A 25,930-nucleotide genomic window follows, 5' to 3' on the forward strand; every position below is an offset into this window, starting at 1 on the left:
TGCCGGGTGGTAGTGCTCACCAAGGTGGCGTTCATGCCCCAGCAAGTCCAACAACTACAGCATTTCCGCAGAAACCTCCGAGGCGACCATGACCATGTACGAAAAATTAGAGGCATTCAATGCACTCGCATGCGTGCTATTAGAGCGGCTGAACCCTGTTTCTTCTGGTGACGTGAGTGGGATGCGACAGCAGTGGCCAGCGGCTCCCGATGAGTACTTTGCTTTTATGCAGGAGCGGGGGCATGGTGAGATAAAGGAGGACGACTGCGCGCTGTCGCTTTTGACGATTCAACCCACATTATGTCCCGCGGCAGACTACTTCGGTGATGATGGGTTTTATAACGACGGACCCTATGAATCGGGTGCTAAGGGCGAGGTGTGGCTGTTCGGCTGGGATAGCACCGGGACTGCTTTCGGTTTCGACAGTGGAGACAACTGGCGATTGTTGGAAATCGACAATATGCGTTGGATAACGCGACTTGACTTGTCGTTTCGTCAGTTCCTCGAAGGGGTGTTGGTATGTTATCCACAGCGGCCGATAAGCTTTGCGAATGGAGTTTGGCGCGACTCGGGAGATGTTTCTTACACCCTGTCGGATTAGGCATAAAAGCCTGCTGAGCCTAAAAAAGTGGAAAAGGCCGCATTTATCTGGTGCAAAAGGCGCGGGTACAAAAGGTACGTGTGGCGACGCCGGAAAGGAAGGTGATCTTGCGTCAAATAAGGTCAAGTGGGTTGATGCGAATGCAGGTGTGAGTCCGCGTGCCCGTGATTACAATGACTCGGCAACCGGTGCTCGCTCTAACCCTGCGACCCAATCTGGCCAAGCGCCTGCGCTTGAGAGAACAATGCCGGATGGGTCAACAAGGTTGGTTAAGTTCGATGGTGTGGATGGTGACGTTTTAGTTGATCGCAATATTTCGGTTGTAACGGCGAGCAAGTCGAAGGACCAAGCGCTTAGGCAGTCTGACGTGTTAAGTCAGAATGGTTTAACTGCGCGCTGGGAAGTACCTACGCAGGCTCAGGCAAATAGAGCTCGGAAATGTGTGATGAGTTGGGCATTAAAAACATTTCAGTGAAGGTGATTCGTGAGCCAGGAAATCAATAAGCACGTTGCGCGAGCTATTGTTGAATTTGCCGTATTTCTTGAGTTTTCGGGGGAGGATGCATTAAATCCCGATGCTGCAGTGCAGGGGCTCGAGCAACTAGCTTCGACATTGCAAATGATGGACTTGGAATCTAAAACAGCTTTGTGCTCGCAGTTTAGCAACCTCGCAATAGAATATTCGGGTGAGCAGGCAGAGTTTGTGGAAAGCTTGGGCGAAGCGCTGGGGTTGATCGAGGAGTAGTTTGCTCATCAGTAAAAACCTCAGTTTTACTGGCATGCAAAACTGTATAACGCACTGACACCGGCCTGGCGCCGGTGTTTTTGCAGCCTTTTTGCCGCCTTCCAGCACCCCAAACTCTGAACATGGGCGCAGCCAGGGCGTTACCGTAAAAATCACCTCGGCGCATTAAAATGAATATTGATGTTGTGAAAACAGCCTGGGCGGATGCAGGCATTAACAACGAGCTTGTGTATGTCAGGACTTACTCCGGCTATCGAAGCAGCCGAGCCGACCCGCTGGGGGTCGAGCATCACGCCGGCGCTGATATCAGTGATCAGGGGTGAGGCCGTATTGGATGCATTGGCGCATAGCCGGTTTGTGCTTGCCCAGCCGCGTGAGGATGTGTGGATTCACCCTGAAGCTACGTTTGACCGGGACCTGTACGACCCTACGCTGACCACTCAGCGCTATGAGCAATGGGTGGGCAGTATGTTGGAGCGCTGTGGCTACAAGACCCGGCGTGCATTATTCAAAGACATGAAAAAGTGCAGTATCGAGCGTAAGGAAGGGCAGATAACCATTCGCCCCAGTCACCATGAAAAACTCGAGTTCTGGAGCGGCAAGGGCATCGGTGAAAGTCTGTATGTGACTGTTCCCTTCGCGAGTAGCCCTGCTGAAATCGGTGCGGCCTTGCGCTTGGCCTTTAGCCGCTGTACGTGATGGGGCTCCACTGACGTAACGCGCAGTCAGTGGAGCAGTCTCAACGCTGGCGTATAAAACCGACCGCGGCCACCTGCGTTTGCACGTAGCCATCAGCGGCAGGAGCCGTCGCATCAGTGGCTACCCGTATTGGCATGGCCCGCACCCGCGTCGCGTGGGACTTCAATTCGCGCAATCCCGGCAGGCTGCGGTGCAATAAGGTATTCACGGTATTGCTTGAACGCCTCCAGCACAGATGCATCCTGGGGGCGATAGTCATCGCCACTCAGGTGCTGCTGGTTAGCCACACAGGGTCTGCCGAGTGCGGCCTGGCAGGCATCATTGGTTGACTGCGCAGCTGAAGCGAAGAGGGCGTAAGCCGTGCCCGGTTGCCGTGTATCGTTGAACAGCGGGTGCGACACGTCTTCGAAGTCATTGCCTTCCACCAGCAAATGGGAGCTGGCAGTACGCGACATGATCGCGCCCTGATACGTCAGATGGGCAAACACGTTATTGACCAGTTGCGCGCGTACCTCGGCATTGCCCATTCCGCCGGAGTGGGGCGCCCGACCCGAGGTGTCATGCACATAGTTTCTGAGCAGCGTCAGGGTGTCGTGATGGCCCAGAAACAGCCATACCCAGTAATGGTGCCCATCGCAGGTCGCCGAGTAGGGCGTGCGGCCATCGAACTCGTTGTTGGAAATCGTCACATGGGTCGCGCTGCCCCAGCCAGTCACGAGCATCTGCCGGCCAATATGCGCAAAGGTGTTGTGGTCGATCCACACGCCGTCGGCGTCGTCCAGGGTGAGTGCGTCGCCGCCCCAGACCACGCGTGGGTTGATGTCCGAGAGGGTCAGGTTGCGCACGATGACATTGTGCGCGCCACTCCCGATGAACAACCCCATGCCCTGGATACCGGCATGGGGCCCAACGCCCAATAGGGTCTTGTTGGAACCGATCTTCAGGCGCTGCAAGCCTGCTTTGTCATAGGTCACCGTGGCGGGCGATTTCGACTGGCAGAAATGGTTGGCACCGTCGATCGCCCATTGCCCACCGCCATGGGGACAGGCGTTGGCCATGCAGCCGGCCTCGGTCACTTGGGCGCTGCCGTCGGAAACAACCGAGCCGCGGAAATCGACGATATGGTCCAGGGCGATAACCCGAGGTGTGTCATCGGTGCAATTGCCGCGCGTGTCGAAGCTCGCACACAGCGAATTCTTCAGTTCGGACGCCGTGGCCGGATGCACGGCCGCAGCCTCGCCACCACCGGTTACGGCCTTGGCAAAACCGTCGGGATGACTGGCTGCCAGAGAGGGCTGCGGCAGCAGCAGGGAGGCAGATAACACGGATGCGGACAGGCATCGGAAAAGGGGGGGGTACAAGCCTCAACGGGGTTTTCCTGAATGCGTCAATACAGGCGGCCAAGCCTTGCCGAACAGGCCAGCCATGATCTGAATACATGCCGACATTTATCAAACAATTTGAGTGCGATAGGGTTTTTCTTCAGCTGATGTTCAGCTGTGAGCGCTGGCACCGGGCACCCGGCCTGAGCCCGCTTTGAATTTCAGAGCCTGGCTGGGGTACTCAAGGCAGGGCGTTTATGGCGTGTATTACCGCATCGGCGATGGTCTTTGTAATAAGCCGACGCTGACCTTTATCCATCGTCGGGCTCAGCCATGTGGGCAGGCTGTTCAGCATCGGCAAAATCGCTGTGAGCGCACCCTCGCGCAACGGCCCGCCGGGCTGATGGCTTAGTTGGTCGACCAACTTCATGAATTCTGACTCATAGGCCAGCCTCAATCGCTCAACGCTTGCCTGCATCGGGGCGCCCAGGCAATTGGCATCCATGACCGCCAACTTGAAGTGCGCGGTCATTTGTTCATGCAATTTAAGATGGCCTTCGATCAGTTTTGTCAGGCGTTGCGCGGGCGTCAATTTTCGGCGTTTGATCAGCTCGATGTGCGACAACAACGCCTGATACAGCTCTATCAGCCATTCCAACAGCATTGCTTCCTTGCTCTCTACATGGTGATAAATCGCGCCCGGGGTGATTCCAAGATGCGCCGCCAATTCGCGCATGCTGACCTGGCTGAAACTACGTTGCTGGAACAGCTCCAGGGCTCTGCGCTGAAACTCCGAGCGGCTCAGCACAGGAACCATCCGCCCGTGGCTCATGTGTCGAGTGCCTGCTGTTTGGCAATTTCCTGGTTGCGCAGAATGAACCGCTGCAACTTGCCACTGGGGGTCTTGGGCAGTTGTTCGACGAACTCGATTTCCCGTGGGTACGCATGTGCAGCCAGGCGCTGTCGGACATGCAGGCGCAGGGTTTCCGCCAACTCGGCACTGGGCAGGTACTGCCGGTTCAGCACGACAAACGCCTTGATCAGCTCGGTACGTTGCGGGTCGGGCTTGCCGATCACCGCGGCTTCGACGACTGCCGGATGTTCGATCAGCGCACTCTCGACATCGAAAGGCCCCACGCGGTAGCCAGACGTGGTGATCACATCGTCGTTACGGCCTACAAAGCTGATACTGCCGTCCTCGTTAAGCTCCACGATATCGCCGCTCAAGTAGTAACGGTCGACAAAGGCCTTGGTGGGCATGTGAAGGTAGCCATTGAACCAGCACAGGGGCGAGCGCTCGCGATCCACCGCCAGTACGCCCGGCTGACCCGCCGGTAATTCCCGGTGCGCATCATCCAGCACGACAATCCGGTACCCCGGCACCGCGTAACCGGCAGAACCCTCACGTACCGGATGGCGTAGCCCGTGGTGATTGCACAGCACCATGCCGATTTCGGTTTGGCCGTAATGGTCGTGAATCACCACGCCGAGCTGTTCGGCGAACCAGCGAATGACTTGCGGGTTGAGCGGTTCGCCGGCGCTGCTGACGATACGCAGCTGGCCGCGTACCGCGTCGGCGAACTCGGCCCCGGCAGCAATCAGCAGGCGATAGGCCGTGGGCGAGCCGGCCAGGTTGCTGATCGCATACTGGGTGATAATCCGGCAGGTGCTTTCCACGCTGAAAGGGCCGTCATGGAACAGCGTGGCCCGGCCGCACGCCAGTGGCCCGGTGACTGCGTAATACAAGCCATAGGCCCAGCCGGGGTCGGCGAGGTTCCAGAAATGGTCGTCTTCGCGCAGGTCTATTGAGTCGCGCATATAACTTTTGAAGGCCAGAATGGCGCTCAAAGGCACCTCAAGCGGCTTGGCCGGCCCTGTGGTGCCCGAGGTACACATCAGCAGGAAAGGTGCACTCGCGTCCAGCAGCTCAGGCGTGCAGTCGGCCGGTTGACGGCCCAGTGCATCCCAGAAAGCGTAGTCGCTCGAGTGCTCTGGGGTTGCGTCGGTCACGATGACGTGGGGGCAGTCGGGGATGTCGTCCAGCTTGGGACGGTTGAGGGAATCGGTCACGATCCAGCGTGCCCTGGAGCAGTCCAATCGCTGCTCGATCGCCTTGGGCCCGAATGCGGTAAAGAGCGGTTGGTAGACCGCACCGATGCGCCAGGCCCCCAGGATAGTAATCACCAGTTCAACCGTGCGTGGCATCAGGCCGGCGACACGATCTCCCGGCCGGATCCCTTGCGCTCGCAGAAAGTTGCCGAAGCGCGCAGCGTGCGCCTGCAGTTCGCTGAAGGTGTAGCGCGTGGCGCGCCCATCGCGCGTTTCGCAGTACAACGCCACGGCATTGCCATCGGCGTGCCGGTCGCAGCATTCGATGCAGGCGTTCAAGGCTCCCGGCTCGCCTTGCAAGTCCTGGGCCGCCAGTTGTAGATAGTCGAAGGATGACAGTGCTGAGTCGTAATCGCGCATAACGTACCTGATTATTATTGTTGGAATTTGCCCAGTGCCCACGCAAGCCGCGCAGGCGCAGGGTTGTAGCTAGTTGTCCATCATCTCGGCCGCTTGCTGGGTCGCCTGGCTGGTCCGCGTGGCCAGCTTGCGCACTTCATCGGCGACCACCGCAAACCCGCGCCCGGCTTCGCCGGCTCGCGCCGCCTCAATGGCGGCATTCAACGCCAACAGGTTGGTCTGGCTGGCAATGCCCTGGATGGTGGCAACAATCTGTGTGAGCTTGGTGAGGGTTTCCTGCATCACCCGATGTTGTTGCGCCTGCGCCTCGCGCATCGTGCTTTCTTCATGGCGGGCTCGCTTGATCAGGCTGCTCCAGTCGGTCGGCGAGCGGCGCCAAGACCCAGCGAGTGGTACGGCGGAAAAAAAGCATGGTGCACCTCTACCTCGGTCAAATGGGATCAGCCTGCAAGGATGGCGTTGGGGCTGATAACGCCTGGGCGTCAAAGACTTTCGCCCCCGGCAGGGTCTGCCAGGCTGATGGGCCGGCGGCGATTTCCTCAGTGCTCAGCAGGCAGTCGTCGAGCTCGCGCTGTAACGCATGGGTATCCAGCTCCTGGCCGATAAAGACCAACTCCTGCCGGCAATCGCCGACAATGCTGTCCCACTTGGTCATGATGCTCTGCAACCGATATTCATCCCGCGGCCATTGCGACTGCTCGATGAAGTTCCACCAGCGCCCCACATAGTCCCACTGGAACTGTTTGCCGCTGTGCACCAGCAGGCCGGTTTCCAGGTGCCGGCTGGCGAGCCAGAAGTAACCCTTGCTGCGCAACAGGCGCCCGTTGCGCCAGGGGCGCTGCAGAAAATCGAGTAATCGCTGTGGGTGAAAGGGCGCTCGCTCGCGGTACACCCATGACGTCACGCCATAGGTGTCCGACTCGGAGGCCGGTGTGTCGTCGGCCTGCATTTTTGCATCCAGCCGGGCGATGCCGCCAGGCTGGGCAAGTCAAACAGATGGGTACCGAGAATGCCTGATAGCTCAACATTGCCGTGTGTCATCGGCATGATCCGGGCGGTCGGGTTAAGGCCGGCGAGGATCGCGTGCACAGCCTGGTAACCAGCCTCGTCGATCAGGTCCAGTTTGTTGACGAGAATGACGTTGGCGTACTCCACCTGCTCAATCAGCAGATCTGCCAGATGGCGTTTGGGTGTGTCCGCTTGTGCGTCGTCGCGGGCCACGAAATCCGGCGACTCGAGCAACGCCTGAAAACGACTGCCATCGACCACCGTGACCAAGGTATCGAGCCGCGCCAGTTCGCTGAGGCTGAAGCCTTCGGCGTCAAGAAACGCGAACGTCTCGGCAACCGGCATCGGCTCGGAGATCCCCGTGGACTCAATGAGCAGGTAGTCAAAACGTTGCTGGCGTGCCAAGGCACTGATCTGCTCGAGCAAGTCGGCGCGCAGCGTGCAGCAGATACAGCCATTGCTCATCTCGATCAACTCATCGCGACCACGGTGCAGCGCTACGTCGCGCTGCACCTCTTCGGCATCGATGTTGACGTCGCTCATATCATTGACGATGACTGCCACTCTCAGGCCGTCGCGATTGCGCAAGATATGATTGAGCAGAGTGGTTTTGCCGGCGCCGAGGAAGCCGGAAAGCACGGTCACCGGCAGTCGGCCCGCCTGGGCGCGCTCAATCATACGGCGGCCTTGTCCAGGTAGCTTTCGAACAGGTCGACCACCACGAAACCGTCATCGGCTGCATCCCCCCACAGGTCTTTCACGCGAAACTCGACGTGATAGGTCGGCTGATGCGCCGCGCTCAAGTCGCCATGACCAATCGCGTCCGGGAACGGCCATTTTTCTGAAGTGCGGTGCAGCACCACACCTTCCTTGCCGCGTACGTAGGCGGGCATGCGGATATGCCCGGCCACATACTCGTCGCGCACGACAACCCGGTCGCCGACTTCAAAAGGCGCTCGGCCAGTGATCGCCGGGCGACCTTCAGCATGCGCGGGGTTTGCCAGCTTGAAGTGAGAACCCAGGGCCTGATCAAGCTCCGCCTGGGTGATCACGCCGGTTTCGACCAGCAGGGTGGCGGTCGCGATGACGTAGCGTTCGTAGTACTGGGTGCCGACATGCTGGCGCACGTCCAGGCGTTCGACGGCATGGCGCACCTCGTCGACGCTGAACTTCTTCAAGTGATCGGCACCGATAAACATCAAGCTGTACGCCAGGTGCTCCCAGTCCTGCTTGAACACCTGTTTGTAGCTCAGGCTATTGATGGTGTGAGGGACTTTGCCAAAGCCTTGGAAACCGCCGAGATCGTGAAAGCCATCCATAATTAAAACTCCGGGAATTGAACAATGATGAGTGGTTGTTCTGAGCCAGCTTTTTTCAACCGGCGTGGGGCAGAGCGACGCCAATCAGCACGTCTTTGGTCACCAGTTTCTGAAGCTGCTCTTGCGTCATGTGCTCGGAGCCTTCAGGCCTTTGCGGCAGCACCAGGTAACGGCTTTCGGCGCTGGTATCCCAGACCTTGACCACCGTGTCGCTCGGCAACTCAGTGCCCAGTTCGCGCAGCACGGTGCGGCCTTCCCGGACCAGGCGCGCACGGAACTCAAAGCCCTTGTACCACTCAGGTGGCAACCCGAGGACAGGCCAGTTTGTGCAGGAGCACAGGCTGCAGACTATGACGTTCTTGACCCCGGGCGTATCTTCCAGCGCCACGATGTACTCGCCCTGAGGGCCGGTATAGCCGAACTGGGCGCATGCGGCGGTGCCGTCCTTGAGCAACAGCGCGCGGAACTGCGGATCAACCCAGGCCTTGGCGACCACACGGGCGCCGTTTTCCGGGCTCCAGTCGTGCTCCATCAATTGTGTGAGTTGCTCGACGTAACCCTCCGGAATGAGTTCCTTGCTCTTGAGAACTTGAAACAGCGCCCATGCGCGTTCACCAGGGGTTGAAGTGGTCGCGGTCGTGGAAATGGATGTACTCATCAGGTATCTCCTGTCAGTCAACGGTTGTGCGGTGATTGAAACGTGCCGGTCTTTCTTATAGTTCTTCGGGTTAAGAGGCTCAGAGCGTCCGCCAGTCCACTGCTGCTTCAAACGCCGCTGCGGCTTGGTAGATCGTGCCTTCTGCATAGTGCTTGGCGACCAGCATCAGCCCGACGGGAAGGCCGTCTACCAGGCCGCACGGAATCGACATGGCGGGATGCCCGGTGATGTCCTGTGGCGCGGTGTTGCCGATCATTTCCAGGGCGCGTGCCACGTACTCAGTGATCGAGCAACCCGTTGCCGGGTGGGGTTGGGCAGTGATGGGGGTGGTCGGCATCACCAGCAAGTCATAGGTCTGCAGCGCCTTGTCATAGCCTTGCCGGGCAAAGCGTGCGAGGTTCTGGGCCTTGGCGTAGTAACGCCCGTTGTAGTGCGTCAGGCCGTATTGACCGACGAACATACAGAGTTTGAGCGACGCCGAGAGCTGGTCGGCCTGCTCGCGCCATGCGGCCTGTTTGTCCAGCAGAGCGACGTCGTAAAGTCCTTTCCAGTTAAAGCCCGCGCCGTTGCCATGCATCATCTGCATGGTCAACCCTTCGCAACCGATGGGGTGCCACAGCGACCCTGCCAGGTTGTGTTCGGCAATGGACACCGGCTCGACCTTCGCACCCAACGCCTCGAGACGGGCGATGGCTTCGCGCACCTTGTCAGCCACGCGAGGATCCTGGTTGGCCAGCGCAAACCCTTCCTGCAGCACACCGATTCTGAGCCCGCTCACGCCACGCGCCAGGTAACTGCAATAGTCATCGACCTGCGGCGCCGCCTGGCGTGGGTCGAGGCCATCCGAACCGGCCATGGCCTGCAGCATCAGCGCGTTGTCGCTCACGTTGGCAGTGATGGGGCCTGCATGATCGATCGTGGCTTCAATCGCCATGATGCCGGTGTAAGGCACCAGCCCATGGGTCGGTTTCATACCGTAGGTGCCGCAGAACGCCGATGGGATTCGAATGGACCCGCCTTGATCGCCACCCACGGCGATGTCCACCTCGCCGGCGGCGACCAATGCGGCACTGCCCGATGAGGAGCCACCAGCGGCATAACCGTGACGATGGGGATTGTGCACCGGGGCCGGGTCAGAGGTATGGCTGCCCCCCGACAGGCAGTAGTGCTCGCAGGTGGCTTTGCCGAGGATGGTCGCGCCGGCATCGAGCAAACGCGTGACCACGGTGGCATCGAAGCCCGGTACAAAGCCTTCCAGCGGCGCAGCGCCGTTCATCATCGGTACGCCGGCCAAGGCGATGTTGTCTTTGAGCGCCACGGTCTTGCCGGCCAGCAGTCCTTCACGGGCGCCATTCACTTCAGTCCGGTAGTACCAGGCGTTCAGCAGGTTTTCCTTGGCCGAGGGTCGATAGCCTGAACTGCGGTCGTAGCGAACGGGTGGAACAAAATCGCACAGTTCGTCGACCAGGTCGTAGGCATCGAAACTCGGCTGCATGAGTTCCAGATATGACACGGCCTGCTCGTGCGTCAGTTGCATGTTCAACTGACGGGCGATGGCTAAAAGCTGATCAAGCGTTGGACGAATAATGGCCATGGTTTTCCTGTCTTTTGATCAATTCAATCTGGTGGCAATGGGGCTCAAATTAGGCATCTATAGCGGTGTGCGCATGGCTGAGCAGGACACTCACTTGGTTTAAAAGGACATAGCGCTTCAGAACACTTTCAAGATGCGCAGATTCAGGCGTGCGCCTTCCTTGAAGCCTTGCTCCACGTCGATGTCCTTGCCGAGTTGCGCCTGGAGTTGCAGCGTGGGATCGACAAAGTGGGTGACGGTAAAACGTGCGTAGGACGTCGAGACACCGTCGTGCTGGTCAACGCCGTCCACGGTCGTTGCGGCCCCGGTGACGTAACCCCCGCCGAGTGCGAATGTGGTGCTGGGCGTCCAGTTGTAGCGAACGGCGGCTTGGTATTCGTACCGGGTGTTTTCTTCGAGCTTGGCACGCGCGGCGCCGTAGTCATTGTTGGTCGAGACCCAGGAAGCGTCCGCGACGGTGTCCAACGCCCATTGCGCGGAAAAGTGGTGGATGTAGGCCGCTTGTAACGTCGCCCGCCAGCGGTTCTCGCCGAGGTTCAACGCATCATTTTTGTTGTAGCTGCCGATTGGGATGTACAGATAGGGGGCGAGGGCGAACACATCTTTGTTCGCAGTGGGTAACGTCCACTTGAGGGGGGCGGTGAGAATCGGGTCGCCTACGCCATGAGTGTCACCCAGCGACCCGGTATCGCCCGAGGCGTTCATGTAACCGAACGGCAGCAATATCTGCGGTTCCCATGACAGGTTCTCGGAAAGTCCTACGGCATGGATGTAACGCAGGATGCCCACGTCTGAGCTGAGCTTGGCATTATCGGAGGTTCTATGGCCGTCCTGATAAAGGTCAGACCGTTGTGCGTGTTGGTAGTAGAACAGCACGGCATTGGCCCCGGCGGGCAGTGGCTCGAAATCTCCCGGCGCTACTTCAAGCGCCTGGCTTTTGACAAACGGCAACATTCCCAGCACAAGCACCATTCGACTCAATTTCATGATCAAATTCCTGGAAAAAGTGGCTCCTGTCCCATGCGCTAGAGAGGGGAGCCCAAAAGATAGTGGCGTGAGTTCGCGGGCAGACGGGGGCAAGGACCATCCTCATCCAGGCTGCATTTATCGGTGTTGAGGGTCAGGCTGGCGCGGCAGCGGCATCGCGCAACATGCCGGTCTGCGAATGACAGTTGATGTACTCGAAGACCTGGCTCTTGGCGTCCGACACGGACACTTCGTGGTACAGCCTTAACTTCTTCAAGCCCGCGGCCACGCGGAAAAACGTCACGAAAATACGCAGGTGCGTCGGGTGGGATTCAGCCCAGCGCTCGAGCTTCTCCACTGAGCGCCAGTGACCGATGTTGTAGCTCAGGTCGAGAAAGTTGCCGTCCAGGTCGATATTGCGCACGAACCTGTTGCTGTAGCAGCCCAACGGCTGGCCGTTGTCACGCAGGAAGTCCATGCCGTCCTGCAACGTCGGCAAAATTTCGTCGAGATAGAGCGAGCGCTCCTCTGCCTCGGCATCCGCCCAGTCCTGGCCCGAACGAATCAGTGTGAGGTTGTCATGCCCCAGGACCACCACCCGTCCGCCCAGGGCCGGGTCACCCGCGATCACTTGGAGCTCGCGGGTGGGCTTCATCCAGTCGGTCTGGGAGATCGGGAAGCGGTCGCGCATCGAGCCCCAGTAACCGTGTTCCTCGATCTCGCCGCTGGTGGTATCCATCACCGCGCCGACACCGGGCAGATTCTCCTGAAAGGCGTACAGCGTCTCGAACTGCTCGGTGCGCGGGGCGGTGATTTCGCGGAAGTATCCAAGACCTTCACCGAGCCGATCCGGCGAACTCCACCAGTCATTCACCTGGGCGCAGCGCAACCAGCGACAGTGGGCGGCCGGGTCTTTCCAGTACCCGACCACAATCAAATTATCAAAGCCGCTGCTGTCGGTGTGATGGGTCAAGTCATAGGTCTGCGGGCCATCGGCCAGGCTGAAACTGCCGACGATGTGACGCATCGCCTGCAAGGCAGGCTCGCGCTGGGCGCCACCGCGATATTGCACGCCGAGATAAGCCATCACCACTTGCTCCAGTTGCTCGTCAGCGCGTGCGACCCACATCGGGAACGGCGGTTGATACTCGTCGGGCACACGGCGGGACAGGGTGCGTGGGCATTTGAGATGTGTGTCGATTGCGGATTCCATCTTTAACTCCTCGTTATTTTCGTTCAGGCCTACGGGTGGGCGTCAGCGCGTCGGCGGCGGGTCGCGCTTGGCGATCTGCCGTCGGTGCAGCAGCTGCATGGCCCCCATTCAATCAACCAAAAAGCCGATTCTTCAGGCGCAAGGTCGCGCCTGTGCAGAAGCCAGGAGGAATCAGCCAATCGTTGTGAGTAGTGTCGATGCATGGCGTGCCTCATCAGCGGGGGTATGAGCTGCTGTGAGGTGGAAATTAGGCTGGGGGAGGAGGGTGCGCTTTGTTCGGCGAGACAACCGTTTGGTTGGAAAAGACAAGGCTGAAACGGACGTTCGCCCGTGGTCCGCGCTGGTGCGCGTGAGCCAACCGTGTGACGTGCTGTGCCCTTAAATGGTGATGACCGCGCAGGGTGACAGCCTCCGAAGGCTACCGACAGTCGCGATGGACATCACAGGGCAGGGCACTCAAGCCTGCCTGCCAATGTGCTTGGCCTGTTAATTGCTTTTCATCGCTGAAAATTGGCCGCACGTTACAACCTCTCGGGCGCCTCTTGCATCGTTGTCGAGGTCAGTGTCATGAACCCAAGCACCCAGTATTCGACCCTTGCCGTTCCTGCACCACGTCGCTTTGATTATTGGAAGGAAGTGGTCTGTCGCCATTGCCTGGCGGCCGATAGCAAACCCTTATCCCAGAGCAGCTTTGATGGCTCGCTCGCCATCAATACCGTCGGCGAGCTGGACATCTGTTCGCTGTCTTCGCCGTTGCATTATTGGGAGCGTTCCGAGCAGCACCTGCGCAGCGGCCCGGCCGAGGATTTATGGTTGGGTTTCGCTCGAAATGGTCACGGGCAAATAGAACAAGGGTCAAGAAAAGCTAGCCTGGCAACCGGCAGTTTGTTTCTTTATGACGCAACTCAGGCGTTTCGCTTCAGCCTGGGTGGTACCGAAAACCACTTGGTGCGTATTCCGCGAGCGTTGCTGACCGAGCGTTTGCCGCGTATTGCGGAGTACACCGCGATGGTCCTCGACGACCGGCGCCCTGGGGTAGTTCCGTTACGCGAAATGCTGCATCAGGCCGCGAGCACGCCTGCATCGCTGCAGGATGAGCGCATCTCGAATCGTTACTCAAGTGCTTTGCTGGATCTGCTTGTGATCAGCCTGGAACTCCAGGACCTGAAAACAAGCCACCAGGAAATGGACCTCTACGGCCGCATCATGCAGTACATCCAGCGCCACTTGACCGAGCCGGACCTGTCGATTGAAGCCATCGCCAAGGCCCACAATGTGTCCACCCGCACCGTTACGCGGGCCTTCGCACGCTACCAGAAAACCCCGGTTGCTGAGATTTGGAAAGAGCGCCTGAATGCCAGTCGTGAAGCGATCGAGCGCGGCCAGGTACGCAGCGTGTCCGAGGCGGCGCTGGACTTCGGGTTCTCTGACTTCTCCCATTTCAGCCATGCGTTTCGTAAAGCGTTTGGTGTGGCGCCGAATACACTTTTACGCCGCAGCTGAAATTGCCGGGGTCGGCAATGCCGACATGCCCGAAGGCCAGCGCCCCTTCTGCCCCGGGTAAGCTGACGGCGGCGTACCTAATCCAGTGGGCCCACTACCTGCCGATAATGTTCTGCTCCCTGTAACGTCTGGCGAGTCAGTTTGATCTCCAGGCCCAGGGGTTCGTCCTTGCGATTGCCGCTCAGCTGACGCCAACCCTGGCCAGGCTCCCAGACCCGCACCTGCAGGTCACTCACCTTATCCAATACGGCCACTCCTTCGTCCGGTGCGGGAAGCGGGTAGCGGCTACGCGCAGGTGCTGCTGCACGATAGAGGGTTTGGCCCTGCAGCCACCAGCGTACCCGTTGCAAACCGTCTGCCGACGCGGCTGCGCTGCGGATCACATCGAGGCGAAAGCGCTGATTGTCCGCGCTGCGTACGCTGATTGCCGGCGGCGCTTGCGCAGGTTCGGTCTGTTGCCCGGTAAGGTTCGGCACGCGCAATTCGGTGCTGGCGCGCAGGGCCAGGTCGCGTTCCAGCTGGTTGAGGACGCGCAGTATGGCTTCGGTGTGTTCGGTGCTCGCCTGCAGATGCTGGTCGGTGCGGCTCACGCTGTCGAGGCCGCGCCAGGCAATCAGGCTGACAATCGCCATGAGCATGATCGCCACCATCACTTCAATCAGCGTAAAGCCGTGCTGTCGAGTATTCATGGCATGGCCTGCACGCGAAATTGCCCGGCCGCGGTGCGCAGTACCGAAAGGCTGTTCTGACCGTCCGAAAGTTGCAGCTGCAATGGCGTATCGAACCACTCGGGGTTGAGTACTACCCGTTGTTTGGGGGTGACGCGTAGCTGAATCGCCGGGGTGTCCCACGCACGCGGACGCAGTTGCGGGTCGCTGTTGAACTGATCGAAGCCGGTACCTTGTTCATTGCGGCGGCTGAAGCGAAAACCTTTGCTATCCGCAAGCCAAGTGATTGGGCGCCCGTCGGCCAAGGCTTCGGCCTGGGCAACCTGCAGCAGTTGGACCAGGCGATTGGCGTCCTGGCGCAGCAGGTGCAACGGGTCGGGCTTGATACTCAGGCCGACCGCCGCACTGGCGATACCGATGATGATAAGTACCACCATCAGTTCGATCAGGGTAAAGCCTTGTTGCCTGGCCTGTGTCATCACGCAACGCTCCGCCGTCGTGGAGAAAAAACCGAGAGTTGTCCTGTAGACTGCGTGACAGGACAACAAGGAGGTTTGGTCTTGGCATACACTTTTCGGTTATCGCCCGCGCAATGTGTACAGTCGGCGGCGTTGCTCGCGACGCTGGCGGGCGTGTTGGTCTGGTCAGCGCTGCTGCTGACTCCGGCCGAATCCAGCGCACCGCCAGCAGAGCGCGAAAGCGCCGCAGTAGCGGTCGACAGCCCTGCATTGCAGTGGTTTTCCAATAGGCCTGCAGTGCTGGATATCAAGGTTTCGGGGATGATGACCGGTGCGCATGGCGCAGTCGCGATCCTTAGTCTCAACGGCACGCCACCCCGCGGCTTTCTGGTGGGTGAGCGGCTGACCCTGGGTGTGCGCCTGGTGGCGATTGAGCGGGACACCGTGGTGATTGAACGCGGCGCCGAGCGGACTCGATTCAAGGTCAGCACGCTGCCCGACGCCCCGTCGATGCCACGATTGACCCGGCCCTGAGCCGGCTCATTCGCGCTTTTCCAGGGGTTGGGCGAGCAGCGTCTCGAGCCGCGCCAACGGCGGTGCCTCGCGTTCACGGTCCCAGACCTGCAGCGTGACGCGCATCAGCCGTGGCTCTGCGCTCGGAGCGATCACTTGCTCACAGCGCAGCTGCAGACGCCCCTGATCACATTCGAAGGCTTTATGCCCCGGTGCCAGGCGGCCTGTCAGGCGCAGCTCGGCCAGTCGGCCCTGCGCCGCCAGCAGCGCCAGTGATCGGTCACGCAGCAGCCCATTGCTCTGGGTCATCAGGCCCGCAACGCGCACGGCCGCCGCCATGGCCACGGCGATAATCGCCAACGCGACCAGCACCTCGATCAATGTAAAACCTTGCTCCTTGCGCGACAGCTCCATGGGTGACTCTTCAGCGGAAATCGGCGTGCAGGATAACACTCGAAAACACGCAAAAGTCCCAGCGTGCTGCTGAGTTTTTTCAATACACCATTTAGTTCATTTGTTACACTGCGCGCCGAATTGCACACAAGCCAAGGATGGTTGATATGGATATCGCTCGCGTCAAATTTCAGTCTGCAGGTGGCCGTGGCCAGCAGGGGTTCACCCTGATCGAGATCATGGTGGTGGTGGTGATCCTCGGGATCCTCGCAGCCATGGTCGTGCCCAAGGTGCTCGACCGCCCGGACCAGGCCAGGGCCACGGCGGCCAGGCAGGATGTCGCCGGCCTGATGCAGGCACTCAAGCTCTATCGCCTCGACCACGGCACTTACCCGAGCATGAACCAAGGGCTCAAAGTGTTGGTGGAGCGCCCGGCGGACGCCAAGAACAGCAACTGGCGCTCCTACCTGGAGCGTTTGCCCAATGACCCGTGGGGGCGTCCTTACCATTACCTGAACCCTGGCGCGAACGGCGAAGTCGACATCTTCTCCCTCGGCGCAGACGGGCAACCTGACGGCGACGGCGTGAACGCCGATATCGGCTCCTGGCAGCTCTAAGCGCTGCCATGAAAGACCCTGTGCTCAAAAGCGCGAAACAGCGCGGCATGGCGATCATCAGTTCCTTGCTGATCGCCGCTGTGGTGGCGGTTATCGCCGCCGGCATGCTCACCCGCCAGAGCGTGTTCACCCGCTCGCTGGAAGCTGAACAGTCACGCCTGCAAGGCAGTGCGGTGCTGCTCGGCGGCCTCGAAACCAGCCGGCAACTGCTGTGGGATGCGCGTCGCAAAGAGGCGCCGACACGGCTCGACCAGGCATGGGCGCAACCGATCAAAAGCGACCTTGCGAGTGCAGGTTTTGACGGGCGCCTGGAAGATCAACAAGGCAAATTCAACCTGCGTAACTTGATCGCCGGCGAGCGCGTCAACGCCAGGCAATTACGCAGTTTTGAGCAGCTGTGCGCCATGCTCGGCATTGATGCCGGCGTTGCGCAACGCATCAGTCAGCGAGTGATTGCCGCTTATCCGCGCCAGGAACAGCCGCAAAACGCGGCGCAAAACCGCTTTAACAGCGGCCGTGCGACCTCGCCCGACGCGGACGCCAAGCCTGTTCCTGCAACCCGGCCGATGCTGCGCAGCCTCGACGACCTGCGCGGTATCCAGGGCGTGAATGAACGCGTGCTGGCGCGTCTGGCGCCGTATGTCAGCGTTATCCCGGTCAGTACCTGGGTCAACAGCAATACCGCCAGCGCCGAGGTACTGGCCGCAGTGGTGCCTGGGTTATCGCTGACCCAGGCGCAGGCCTTGGTCGCAGAGCGTGATCGGGGCCAGTGGTTTATCAATCGCGGCGACTTTCTCAATCGGCTGCGTGCGCCCCATTTGACCGTCGACGATGTTGACGTCGGCATCACCAGCGAATGGTTTCTGCTGCACGGTTACGCCCGGCGTGACAAGCGCCGGGTCAGCCTGGATGCATTGCTGTATCGCTCGGAGAGCGACATGCCCAAGGTGATCTGGTCGAGGCTGGGCGTATGAGTGTGCGCATTGCCTTGCCGCCGCTGGACAGCCTTACGCCCGACACCGAGCTTGCGTTCGCACGCCTGGAGCGCAACGGTCGCGTCAGTCAGACCGGCGTCAGTACCCTGGCGTTGCTGGGCCAGACGGCTCAATCGCAGAGCGTGGAGTGCTTTCTGCACCCCACGGACAGCGTGCTCACACAGTTGCAGTTACCGCCGCTGTCGGCCGCGAAGACCCAGGCGGCGGTGACGTGTGCGGCCCAGGCGCTGATCCTCGGCCGCAGTGAACAGATGCATGTCGCTCATAGCGCTCGCAATGCCGGGGGGCAAGTGTTCCTCAGCTGGTTGCCGACGACGGTGCTTGAGCGTTTCGGTGATGTGTTGAGCCAGCACCGGTTAAAGCTGCGGGGTCTTTATCCCGCGCCCTATGGCCTGCCGGTGCCAGCGGCCGGGCACATCAGTGCCTGCGTGCTGGAGGGGCATTTGCTGCTGCGCCATAGCCTTGAGCACGGTGTGGTCGAACCGCAGGTCCAACTGAGCCTGGACGCGCTGGTGGCCAGTGGCAGCCGCTTGGCCTGGTTTGGTGACGAGGCCCCCGCAGCAGTGCTTGAGCCACAACCGGCGCAGCAACGATGGTCTGCTGCTTTACCGGCGTGGGGATTGCACGGCGGGGTCAGCAAGGCACCAGAGTCGCAAGCCGGTTGGGGCAGGGCGTTGGCCTGTTGCGCGCTGGCAATCGGCGTGTGGCTGCTGGGCTTGAACCTGTACGCCGCACGTGAGGCCAGCGAAGGCCAGCAACTCAAATTGCAAATGAGTCAGCGCGTAAAACAGGCGTTTCCCGAGTTGCCGGTAATCCTTAATCCACTGCAACAAGCCCGTCAGCAAGTGAGCGCGCGGCAGAACCCGGCCACTGGCGACGCATCACAGCGTTTTGCCGGCCTGGTGCTGCAAGCCGCCAACGCGATGCCGTTCATGGTGGGCAGTGTGCAGGGCCTGGTATTTGAACACGGTGAGCTGCACGTGAGCTTGCCCCGCGATGCGCGGCGAAACACCTCAGATAACGCCTGGCAAGCCACCCTGGCCCAGGCCGGTGTCACAGCTGAGGCCACGCCGACGGGGTGGCGCCTGCGCCCGGCCGATGCCGAATCCCCTGAACCCGACTCCGGTGCTGCCAGCGACAATGAATAAGCATTCCCTGACCCTTTGGCGTGGCCAATGGCAGCACTTCAACGCTCGTTCACGGGGGCTTTGGCGCGGTTTGTCGTTGCGTGAAAAACGCATGGTTGCGGGCACTGCGCTGCTGCTCGGCGGGCTGTTGAGCTGGCTGGTCCTGATCCAGCCGCCCTTGAAGAAAATCGCGTACTGGCAGGCTGAAACCCCAAAACTGCGTGCACAAACCCAGGCACTCGAACTGTTGCTGCGCGAGGTGCCGACGCCGACCACCGGCCAACCGCTCGAACCGGCCCTGCGCCAAAGCCTGGATGCACGCGGCATGGCCGGATATTACCAATTGACGCCAGTGGATAGCGGCTGGCAGTTGACGTTCGAAGCCGCACCGGCCGATGCAGTCATTGGCTGGCTGGTGAGCAACCCAAGGCAATTTTCTCTGGAAGTGGTCGAGGCCCGTTTGCAACGTGCAAGCGAAGCCAAGGCCGATGATACGGCAGGCACTCTGTCGGGAACCGTCCGCATGGATCAGGCGCTTGGCGCTAAGGAAGCTTCATGAAGTGGTCAGGTTCCAATTATGTACGCAACGCCGCGCCGTTCCTGTTACTGGCACTGAGCGCGTGCAGCACGCAAACGGCGTCCAACCCGCCACCGTTGCTGGTCGACAGTGAACTTGGCCAGCCCCTGGCCACTACCCAACGCAGCGGCGACGTACTCCTGGAACGCCAGCGCGCCCAGACGCAGATCGAGCGCCAAGCGCGGCCGCAACGTACCCTCGTCAACCCGCTGCGCCAGGGCCGCGCAAGTGCCGGCAGCACAGCGCTGAGCAACCCGCTGGGGAGCCAGCCGGTGAGTCTGAATTTTGTCGATGCCGAGATTCAAGCCGTCGTACGCGGGCTGTCCCGCGCCACCGGCCGGCAGTTTCTGGTCGACCCACGCGTAACCGGCTCGCTGACCCTGGTGTCCGAAGGCGAAGTACCGGCCCATCAAGCCTACGACATGCTGCTGGCGGCATTGCGCATGCAGGGTTTCAGCGTGGTCGACGTCGGCGGCGTGGCACATGTGGTACCGGAGGCGGATGCGAAGTTGCTCGGCGGGCCGATCTACAGTGCCGACCGGCCGGCTGCGAATGGCATGCTCACGCGCACGTTTCGCCTGCATTATGAAAACGCGGTGAACCTGATCCCGGTGCTGCGCCCGATCGTCTCGCCGAACAATCCGATCAACGCCTACCCCGGCAACAACACCCTGGTCATCACCGACTACGCCGACAACCTGACACGCGTGGCGCAGTTGATCGAGAGCATCGACAGCCCCAGCGCGATCGATACCGATGTCGTGCAGATCCAGAACGGCATCGCGGTGGACATCGCCGGCATGGTCTCGCAGTTGCTGGAGCAGCCGGGCGGCGACGCAACCCAGAAGATTTCGGTGGTGGGCGACCCGCGTTCCAACGCGATCATCATCCGTGCCGGCAGCCCGGAGCGCACCGAGCTGGCGCGCAACCTGGTGTATAAGCTCGACAACGCCCAGAGCAATCCGAGCAACCTGCACGTGGTGTACCTGCGTAACGCCCAGGCAGCGAAGCTGGCCCAGGCACTGCGTGGCTTGCTCACCGGTGAAAGCGACAGCGGCACCGGCGATACCGGGCGTTCGGTACTGAGCGCGATGGGTGGCAACACCAACGGCGCGCAGAGCGGCCAAAGCAGCACCAGCCTGACGTCGGGTAGCGGCAGCAGTACCAGCAACGGCACCGGCACGGGTTACGGACAGAGCGGCGGCAATTCGAGCAGCCAGGCCGGAGCCCAGGCGGCGGACCAAAGTGTCGCCTTCAGCGCCGGCGGTGTCACGATCCAGGCGGACGCTACCACCAACACCTTGCTGATTTCTGCGCCTGAGCCGCTGTACCGCAACCTGCGAGAAGTGATCGACATGCTGGACCAGCGCCGCGCTCAGGTGGTGATCGAAAGCCTGATCGTCGAGGTCGGCGAGGACGATGCCAACGAATTTGGCGTGCAGTGGCAAAGCGGTGACCTGGCGGGCAAGGGCGTGATCGGCGGCACCAACCTGGGCGGCAGCGGGCTGCAGGCCGGCGGCCGGACCAGCATCGACGCGCTGCCCGGTGGCCTGAGCGTGGGTTACCTCAACGGCACGGTGAACATCCCCGGTATCGGCAATGTCATGGACCTCAAAGTGCTGGCCCGCGCACTCAAGAGCAAGGGCGGTAGCAACGTGCTGTCAACGCCGAACCTGCTGACCCTGGACAACGAAGCCGCGAGTATTTTCGTCGGCCAGACCATTCCGTTTGTCAGCGGCAGTTACGTGACCGGCGGCGGTGGCACCAGCAACAACCCGTTCCAGACCGTGACGCGTGAAGAAGTTGGGCTCAAGCTCAATGTGCGGCCACAGATCTCCGAAGGCGGCACGGTCAAGCTCGATATCTACCAGGAAGTCAGCAGCATCGACGAACGCGCCTCCAGCAGCGCGACTTCAGCGGGCGTGGTGACCAACAAGCGCGCAATCGACACCAGTATCCTGCTCGATGACGGGCAGATCATGGTGCTCGGCGGCCTGCTGCAGGACGGCTACAGCCAGAGCAATGAGGCGGTGCCCTGGCTGTCGAGCATTCCCGGGCTCGGGGCATTGTTTCGCAATGAACGCCGGGCTACCACCAAGACCAACCTGATGGTGTTCCTGCGGCCCTATATCATCCGTGACAGCGCCGGTGGACGGGCGATTACCCTGAACCGCTACGACTTCATCCGCCGCGCCCAGGCGCGCGCTGCAACCGGAGCGCAGTTGGGCGATGCCGGACATGCAGGCGCCGCAATTACCTGCAGCGGCCGTGGGTGTGCCGGCGACACCGGGAAGCGGGCAACCCCGTGCGACGATTCGCGCAGTGCCGCTCCAATGAGCACGTTGCCCTACGCCTGGGCCAAGGCCCAGCGCATCCTGCTGCGCAGCAGCGAGGAGGGTGCAGTGTTGACGGTGTGCCCGTCGACGCCCGGCTGGGCGATCAGCGAAGTGCGCCGGCAGTTCGGCGCGGCGCAGCTCGAGCAGGTGCGCGACGACGAACTCGACGGCTTGCTCGCCGCAGCCTACGCCGACACCGGCAGTGCGGCGGCCGTGGTGGGGGCGGCGGAAAACGAGGTAGACCTCGACCGCCTGATGCAAGACATGCCCGAAATCACCGACCTGCTCGACACCCAGGACGGCGCCCCGGTGATCCGCATGATCAACGCCTTGCTCACCCAGGCCGCTCGCGACGAGGCCAGTGACATCCACATCGAGCCCTATGAAACCCATTCCGTGGTGCGCTACCGCGTCGACGGCACCCTGCGTGACGTGGTGTCGCCGCGCAAGGCGCTGCATGGCGCGCTGGTGTCGCGGATCAAGATCATGGCCCAGCTCGATATCGCCGAAAAACGCCTGCCCCAAGACGGCCGTATCGCCCTGCGTGTGGCCGGGCGGCCGATTGATATTCGGGTATCCACCGTGCCCACTGGGCATGGCGAGCGGGTGGTGATGCGTTTGCTCGACAAACAGGCCGGGCGTTTGCAACTGGAGACCCTCGGCATGGACGTGCAGGTGCTGGCCAAACTGGACAACCTGATCCGCCAGCCCCACGGCATCGTGCTGGTCACCGGCCCCACCGGCAGCGGCAAGACCACCAGCCTCTACGCTGCGCTCGCACGGCTGGACGCCAGCACCAGCAACATCCTGACCGTCGAAGACCCGGTGGAATACGACCTGCCGGGCATCAGCCAGATCCAGGTCAACGCCAAGATCGACATGACCTTCGGCCTGGCCTTGCGGGCGATCCTGCGCCAGGACCCGGACATCATCATGATCGGTGAAATCCGCGACCTGGAGACCGCACAAATCGCCGTGCAAGCCTCGCTCACCGGCCACTTGGTGCTCGCCACCCTGCACACCAATGACGCGGTGTCGGCGGTCAACCGCTTGATCGATATGGGTGTCGAACCCTTCCTGCTGGCATCTTCACTGCTGGGCGTATTGGCCCAGCGCCTGGTGCGGCGCTTGTGCCCGCACTGTAAACAGGAGGACCCGGCCGCGCCGGGCACCTGGCGCCCGGTGGGCTGCGCGCAGTGCAACCAGATCGGCTACAGCGGGCGTACCGGTATTCATGAACTGTTCTGCGTCGATGATGATGTGCGCAGCCTGATCCACCAGGGCGCCGGCGAGCAGGACTTACGCTTGGCTGCGCGCCGCGCCGGCATGTTCAGCATGCGTGAGGACGGCGAGCGCTGGGTGCGCAGCGGCGCCACCGCGCCCGAAGAAATCCTGCGTGTGACACGGGACGCCTAATGAATCGCTATCGCTATGAAGCCGCCGATGCCAACGGCAAAGTCGAGGCCGGGCACCTGGAAGCCGACAGCCAGAGCGGGGCGTTTGCCGTGTTGCGCAGCCGTGGCCTGACCGCGTTGCTGGTGCAGGTCGAGGGCGGTCAGCAAAGCGCCGCCGGCAGCAGTCTGTTCACCGCCAAGCTGTCGGACAACGACCTGGCCTGGGCCACGCGGCAACTGGCGAGCCTGCTCGGTGCCAGCTTGCCGTTGGAAGCGGCGTTGAGTGCCACGGTGGAGCAGGCCGAGAAAAAGCATATCGCCCAGACCCTGGCGGCTGTGCGCGCCGATGTGCGCGGCGGCATGCGCCTGGCCGATGCGTTGGCCGCGCGGCCGCGGGATTTCCCGTCGATTTACCGCGCCTTGATTGCAGCGGGGGAGGAGTCCGGTGACCTGGCCCAAGTGATGGAACGCCTGGCCGACTACATCGAGGAGCGCAACAACCTGCGTGGCAAGATCCTCACCGCGTTTATCTACCCCGGCGTGGTCGGGCTGGTGTCGATCGGCATTGTGATTTTCCTGTTGAGCTATGTGGTGCCGCAGGTGGTCAGCGCGTTTTCCCAGGCGCGTCAGGACCTGCCGGGGCTGACCCTGGCGATGCTGAATGCCAGCGACTTCATTCGCGCCTGGGGTTGGTTGTGTTTTGCTGCAATCGTCGGCGGTTTCTGGAGCTGGCGCCTGTACCTGCGCAACCCGGTGGCACGCCTGAACTGGCACAGCCGCGTGCTGCGCCTGCCGCTGATCGGGCGCTTCGTGCTGGGCCTGAACACGGCGCGGTTTGCCTCGACCCTGGCGATCCTCGGCGCTGCCGGCGTGCCGTTGTTGCGCGCCTTGGAGGCGGCGCGGCAAACCTTGTCCAACGAGCGTCTTAGCCAGTGCGTCAACGACGCCACGGCCAAGGTGCGCGAAGGTGTGAACCTGGCCCCGGCGCTGGCGGTGGAAAAGGTCTTCCCGCCGGTGCTGATCCACCTGATCGCCAGTGGCGAGAAAACCGGCGCGCTGCCGCCGATGCTGGAGCGGGCGGCGCAGACCTTGTCGCGGGATATCGAGCGCCGCGCCATGGGCATGACCGCGTTGCTGGAGCCGCTGATGATTGTGGTGATGGGCGCGGTGGTGCTGGTGATTGTGATGGCGGTGCTGTTGCCGATTATCGAGATCAACCAGTTGGTACAGTAGCCGCAGGCGCGCACAAAAAAAGCCCTCGTCACCGAGGGCTTTTCATTACGCGGTGCAACCGTTCAGTCAGAGCTTGCCGGCGCCGGCCTTGGCCTTTACGTCTGCAGCGACCTTGTCTGCCGCCAGCGGCGTGTAGCTGTAAGGCGGGGTCCAGCCGATGCTCGAGCCCCAGGAGGAGCAGGTCAACGCGCTGCCATTGAGGGTCGAGCCGCTGTCGCGGTATACGCTGCCACCGTAGTCACCGGCAATTTTGTCGCAGCCGCTGATGCCGCTTATCTCGAACGCGTTTTTCTCGGAGAAGATTTTCGAGCCCTTGCCGACGCCATGCGCGTACGAGAACGGGTAGACCTTATCGCTGGTGCTGCCCACGTGGTAGTTGTTGTACAGGTGCACCTGGCCGAAGCGCACGCGCGGGGCGCGGGCGGAGATGTTCTCGAACAGGGAGTTGTGGATCGTCACCTTGAGCTTGCCATCGTCGGTGGTGCGGCTGTCGCTCGAACCGATCAGGTTGTTCTTTTCGTGGGACTTGAACGCGGTGTACGAAATGGTCACGTAGTTGGCGCCGTTTTTCACGTCCAGCGCGCCGTCGTGGTGCTGTTTCGGGCGACCGTTGGCGGTGCCGTTCTGCGCATCGGTGCGGCGACCGTCGGTGAAGGTGACATGGTCAACCCACACGTTGTTGGCGCCTTCGATGGTCAAACCATCGTATTCGGAGTTCCAGTTACCTTCCTTGCCATCATTGGCATCCCAGATCGGCTCTGGGTCCCAAGGGTTCTCGATGGTCAGGTTGCGAATGATCACGTCGTTTTCTTTGGCGTAGAAGAAACCTTCGCGGATTTCGGCGGTGCTGCTGGTGCCGACGATGGTGGTTTTGCCGGGAATATCCAGGCGGCCACGCTTTTTCATATCCGCAGTCGTCGTATAAGCCTTGCCTTCACTGACGTCGATCACTCCGGTGATCTTGATGATGCGTCCGTTGGTTCCCACCGAAGCGCTCAGTGCGGTTTTCAGCTCGGCAGCGTTTTTTACCGTGTAGATGTTAGCCGCGGCAGCCTTGGAGCCGCCTTTGGTGCCGCCGTTCTGAGTGGCCCAGCCCGTGGTGGCCGAATCCAGCCAGATGTCCGCAGCGTGCGCCGGCAAGCTGCCAAGCACGAGTGAACCAAGGATGGCAGTGGCCAGTTTGCACGCGGTGAAGGTTGATGGTTTTGTCATGAATAATCAGATCCTTGATTAACTTGAGTGTTTAAACGCGCGCAGGTGTGGCGCGTTTCTCGAGCGGACGTCCGTGTCATCGGTGCAGCGAATCGAACGCCCGCTGCATGAGAAATACTATCATGTGTCGTTTTGTCGTCGTACAACTGATTGCGCAATGATGTGCACTCATTCCGCAAATCGAGTGGTTTGTTTTTGATCAACAAACCCGACGTCGGCCCGGTGTTCGCCGCCTGCAGCGAAGCCTGCCGCAGAGTGGGTCACCGAGGTTTCATGACACGTCTGAATCGGCCGACTCGCACGTGCGACC

The 25,930-nt window shown here is 61.1% G+C and carries 23 protein-coding genes and 3 pseudogenes; 12 read left to right on the forward strand and 14 right to left on the reverse strand.

Annotated elements, in window-relative coordinates; genetic code table 11:
- The first annotated feature begins 88 nt into the window (after positions 1-88).
- From LRS56_10655 to LRS56_10665, 3 genes are all read left to right on the forward strand, one after another.
- Positions 89-601: a hypothetical protein gene (locus tag LRS56_10655; GenBank protein ID WDU64875.1), complete on the forward strand. Its 513-nt coding sequence runs from the start codon at positions 89-91 to the stop codon at positions 599-601.
- A 484-nt stretch (positions 602-1,085) separates the two neighbouring features.
- A complete protein-coding gene (locus LRS56_10660; protein WDU64876.1) occupies positions 1,086-1,346 on the forward strand; it encodes a hypothetical protein in 261 nt (86 codons plus the stop codon).
- Positions 1,347-1,577: 231 nt separating this feature from the next.
- Positions 1,578-2,045: a contact-dependent growth inhibition system immunity protein gene (locus tag LRS56_10665; GenBank protein ID WDU64877.1), complete on the forward strand. Its 468-nt coding sequence runs from the start codon at positions 1,578-1,580 to the stop codon at positions 2,043-2,045.
- Between the two features lie 113 nt (positions 2,046-2,158).
- On the opposite strand, the gene LRS56_10670 is transcribed toward LRS56_10665, so the two are convergent.
- From LRS56_10670 to LRS56_10715, 10 genes and pseudogenes are all read right to left on the reverse strand, one after another.
- Positions 2,159-3,370, reverse strand: a complete 1,212-nt coding sequence (locus LRS56_10670; protein WDU64878.1) for a pectate lyase — start codon at positions 3,368-3,370, stop codon at positions 2,159-2,161.
- A 238-nt stretch (positions 3,371-3,608) separates the two neighbouring features.
- Positions 3,609-4,184, reverse strand: coding sequence for a TetR/AcrR family transcriptional regulator (locus LRS56_10675; GenBank protein ID WDU64879.1), 576 nt, complete (start codon positions 4,182-4,184; stop codon positions 3,609-3,611).
- Between the two features lie 11 nt (positions 4,185-4,195).
- Positions 4,196-5,836, reverse strand: coding sequence for an AMP-binding protein (locus LRS56_10680; protein WDU64880.1), 1,641 nt, complete (start codon positions 5,834-5,836; stop codon positions 4,196-4,198).
- Positions 5,837-5,923: 87 nt separating this feature from the next.
- A pseudogene (locus LRS56_10685) lies at positions 5,924-6,322 on the reverse strand (methyl-accepting chemotaxis protein).
- Positions 6,267-7,522, reverse strand: a pseudogene (locus LRS56_10690) (GTP-binding protein). The pseudogenes LRS56_10685 and LRS56_10690 overlap by 56 nt, the downstream one beginning before the upstream one ends.
- Positions 7,519-8,163, reverse strand: coding sequence for a nitrile hydratase subunit beta (gene nthB / locus LRS56_10695; protein WDU64881.1), 645 nt, complete (start codon positions 8,161-8,163; stop codon positions 7,519-7,521). The pseudogene LRS56_10690 and the gene nthB overlap by 4 nt, the downstream one beginning before the upstream one ends.
- Positions 8,164-8,218: 55 nt before the next feature.
- Positions 8,219-8,821, reverse strand: coding sequence for a nitrile hydratase subunit alpha (nthA, locus tag LRS56_10700; protein ID WDU64882.1), 603 nt, complete (start codon positions 8,819-8,821; stop codon positions 8,219-8,221).
- A 79-nt stretch (positions 8,822-8,900) separates the two neighbouring features.
- Positions 8,901-10,415, reverse strand: a complete 1,515-nt coding sequence (locus LRS56_10705; GenBank protein WDU64883.1) for an amidase — start codon at positions 10,413-10,415, stop codon at positions 8,901-8,903.
- 117 nt (positions 10,416-10,532) lie between these two features.
- On the reverse strand, positions 10,533-11,402 hold the full coding sequence (locus tag LRS56_10710; GenBank protein ID WDU64884.1) for a transporter: 870 nt from the start codon (positions 11,400-11,402) through the stop codon (positions 10,533-10,535).
- 133 nt (positions 11,403-11,535) lie between these two features.
- Complete coding sequence (locus LRS56_10715; protein WDU64885.1) at positions 11,536-12,594, reverse strand: phenylacetaldoxime dehydratase family protein; 1,059 nt, start codon at positions 12,592-12,594, stop codon at positions 11,536-11,538.
- Between the two features lie 567 nt (positions 12,595-13,161).
- Between LRS56_10715 and LRS56_10720 the strand changes: the two genes are divergently transcribed.
- Positions 13,162-14,097, forward strand: a complete 936-nt coding sequence (locus LRS56_10720; protein WDU64886.1) for a helix-turn-helix domain-containing protein — start codon at positions 13,162-13,164, stop codon at positions 14,095-14,097.
- Positions 14,098-14,174: 77 nt separating this feature from the next.
- On the opposite strand, the gene LRS56_10725 is transcribed toward LRS56_10720, so the two are convergent.
- Both LRS56_10725 and gspH read right to left on the reverse strand, forming a co-directional pair.
- The gene (locus LRS56_10725; GenBank protein WDU64887.1) at positions 14,175-14,786 is read right to left on the reverse strand and encodes a prepilin-type N-terminal cleavage/methylation domain-containing protein; all 612 of its coding nucleotides are present in this window, start codon (positions 14,784-14,786) and stop codon (positions 14,175-14,177) included.
- The gene (gene gspH, locus LRS56_10730) at positions 14,783-15,244 is read right to left on the reverse strand and encodes a type II secretion system minor pseudopilin GspH (protein WDU64888.1); all 462 of its coding nucleotides are present in this window, start codon (positions 15,242-15,244) and stop codon (positions 14,783-14,785) included. Before gspH ends, LRS56_10725 begins: the two co-directional genes overlap by 4 nt.
- A gap of 81 nt (positions 15,245-15,325) precedes the next feature.
- On the opposite strand from gspH, the gene LRS56_10735 reads away from it, so the two are divergent.
- The gene (locus LRS56_10735; GenBank protein WDU64889.1) at positions 15,326-15,757 is read left to right on the forward strand and encodes a general secretion pathway protein GspC; all 432 of its coding nucleotides are present in this window, start codon (positions 15,326-15,328) and stop codon (positions 15,755-15,757) included.
- A gap of 6 nt (positions 15,758-15,763) precedes the next feature.
- On the opposite strand, the gene gspI is transcribed toward LRS56_10735, so the two are convergent.
- Positions 15,764-16,150, reverse strand: a complete 387-nt coding sequence (gene gspI, locus LRS56_10740; GenBank protein ID WDU64890.1) for a type II secretion system minor pseudopilin GspI — start codon at positions 16,148-16,150, stop codon at positions 15,764-15,766.
- 146 nt (positions 16,151-16,296) lie between these two features.
- Between gspI and gspG the strand changes: the two genes are divergently transcribed.
- The 7 genes and pseudogenes from gspG (at position 16,297) to gspF (ending at position 24,408) form a co-directional block, all read left to right on the forward strand.
- The gene (gene gspG / locus LRS56_10745) at positions 16,297-16,746 is read left to right on the forward strand and encodes a type II secretion system major pseudopilin GspG (protein WDU64891.1); all 450 of its coding nucleotides are present in this window, start codon (positions 16,297-16,299) and stop codon (positions 16,744-16,746) included.
- Positions 16,747-16,754: 8 nt separating this feature from the next.
- Complete coding sequence (gene gspK, locus LRS56_10750; protein WDU64892.1) at positions 16,755-17,720, forward strand: type II secretion system minor pseudopilin GspK; 966 nt, start codon at positions 16,755-16,757, stop codon at positions 17,718-17,720.
- Positions 17,717-18,889 carry a type II secretion system protein GspL gene (gene gspL / locus LRS56_10755; GenBank protein ID WDU64893.1) on the forward strand — a complete coding sequence of 391 codons (1,173 nt, stop codon included), beginning with the start codon at positions 17,717-17,719 and terminating at the stop codon, positions 18,887-18,889. Before gspK ends, gspL begins: the two co-directional genes overlap by 4 nt.
- Positions 18,882-19,427 carry a type II secretion system protein GspM gene (gene gspM / locus LRS56_10760; protein ID WDU64894.1) on the forward strand — a complete coding sequence of 182 codons (546 nt, stop codon included), beginning with the start codon at positions 18,882-18,884 and terminating at the stop codon, positions 19,425-19,427. The genes gspL and gspM overlap by 8 nt, the downstream gene beginning before the upstream one ends.
- A pseudogene (gene gspD, locus LRS56_10765) lies at positions 19,424-21,782 on the forward strand (type II secretion system secretin GspD). Before gspM ends, gspD begins: the two are co-directional and overlap by 4 nt.
- Positions 21,779-23,197, forward strand: coding sequence for a type II secretion system ATPase GspE (gene gspE / locus LRS56_10770; protein WDU64895.1), 1,419 nt, complete (start codon positions 21,779-21,781; stop codon positions 23,195-23,197). Before gspD ends, gspE begins: the two are co-directional and overlap by 4 nt.
- Positions 23,197-24,408, forward strand: a complete 1,212-nt coding sequence (gene gspF / locus LRS56_10775) for a type II secretion system inner membrane protein GspF (GenBank protein WDU64896.1) — start codon at positions 23,197-23,199, stop codon at positions 24,406-24,408. Before gspE ends, gspF begins: the two co-directional genes overlap by 1 nt.
- A gap of 66 nt (positions 24,409-24,474) precedes the next feature.
- Here gspF and LRS56_10780 read toward each other — a convergent pair whose 3' ends face one another.
- Positions 24,475-25,620: a pectate lyase gene (locus LRS56_10780; protein WDU64897.1), complete on the reverse strand. Its 1,146-nt coding sequence runs from the start codon at positions 25,618-25,620 to the stop codon at positions 24,475-24,477.
- Positions 25,621-25,930: the final 310 nt, after the last annotated feature.

This window comes from Pseudomonas poae, assembly GCA_028869255.1.
GTDB lineage: Bacteria > Pseudomonadota > Gammaproteobacteria > Pseudomonadales > Pseudomonadaceae > Aquipseudomonas > Aquipseudomonas poae_C.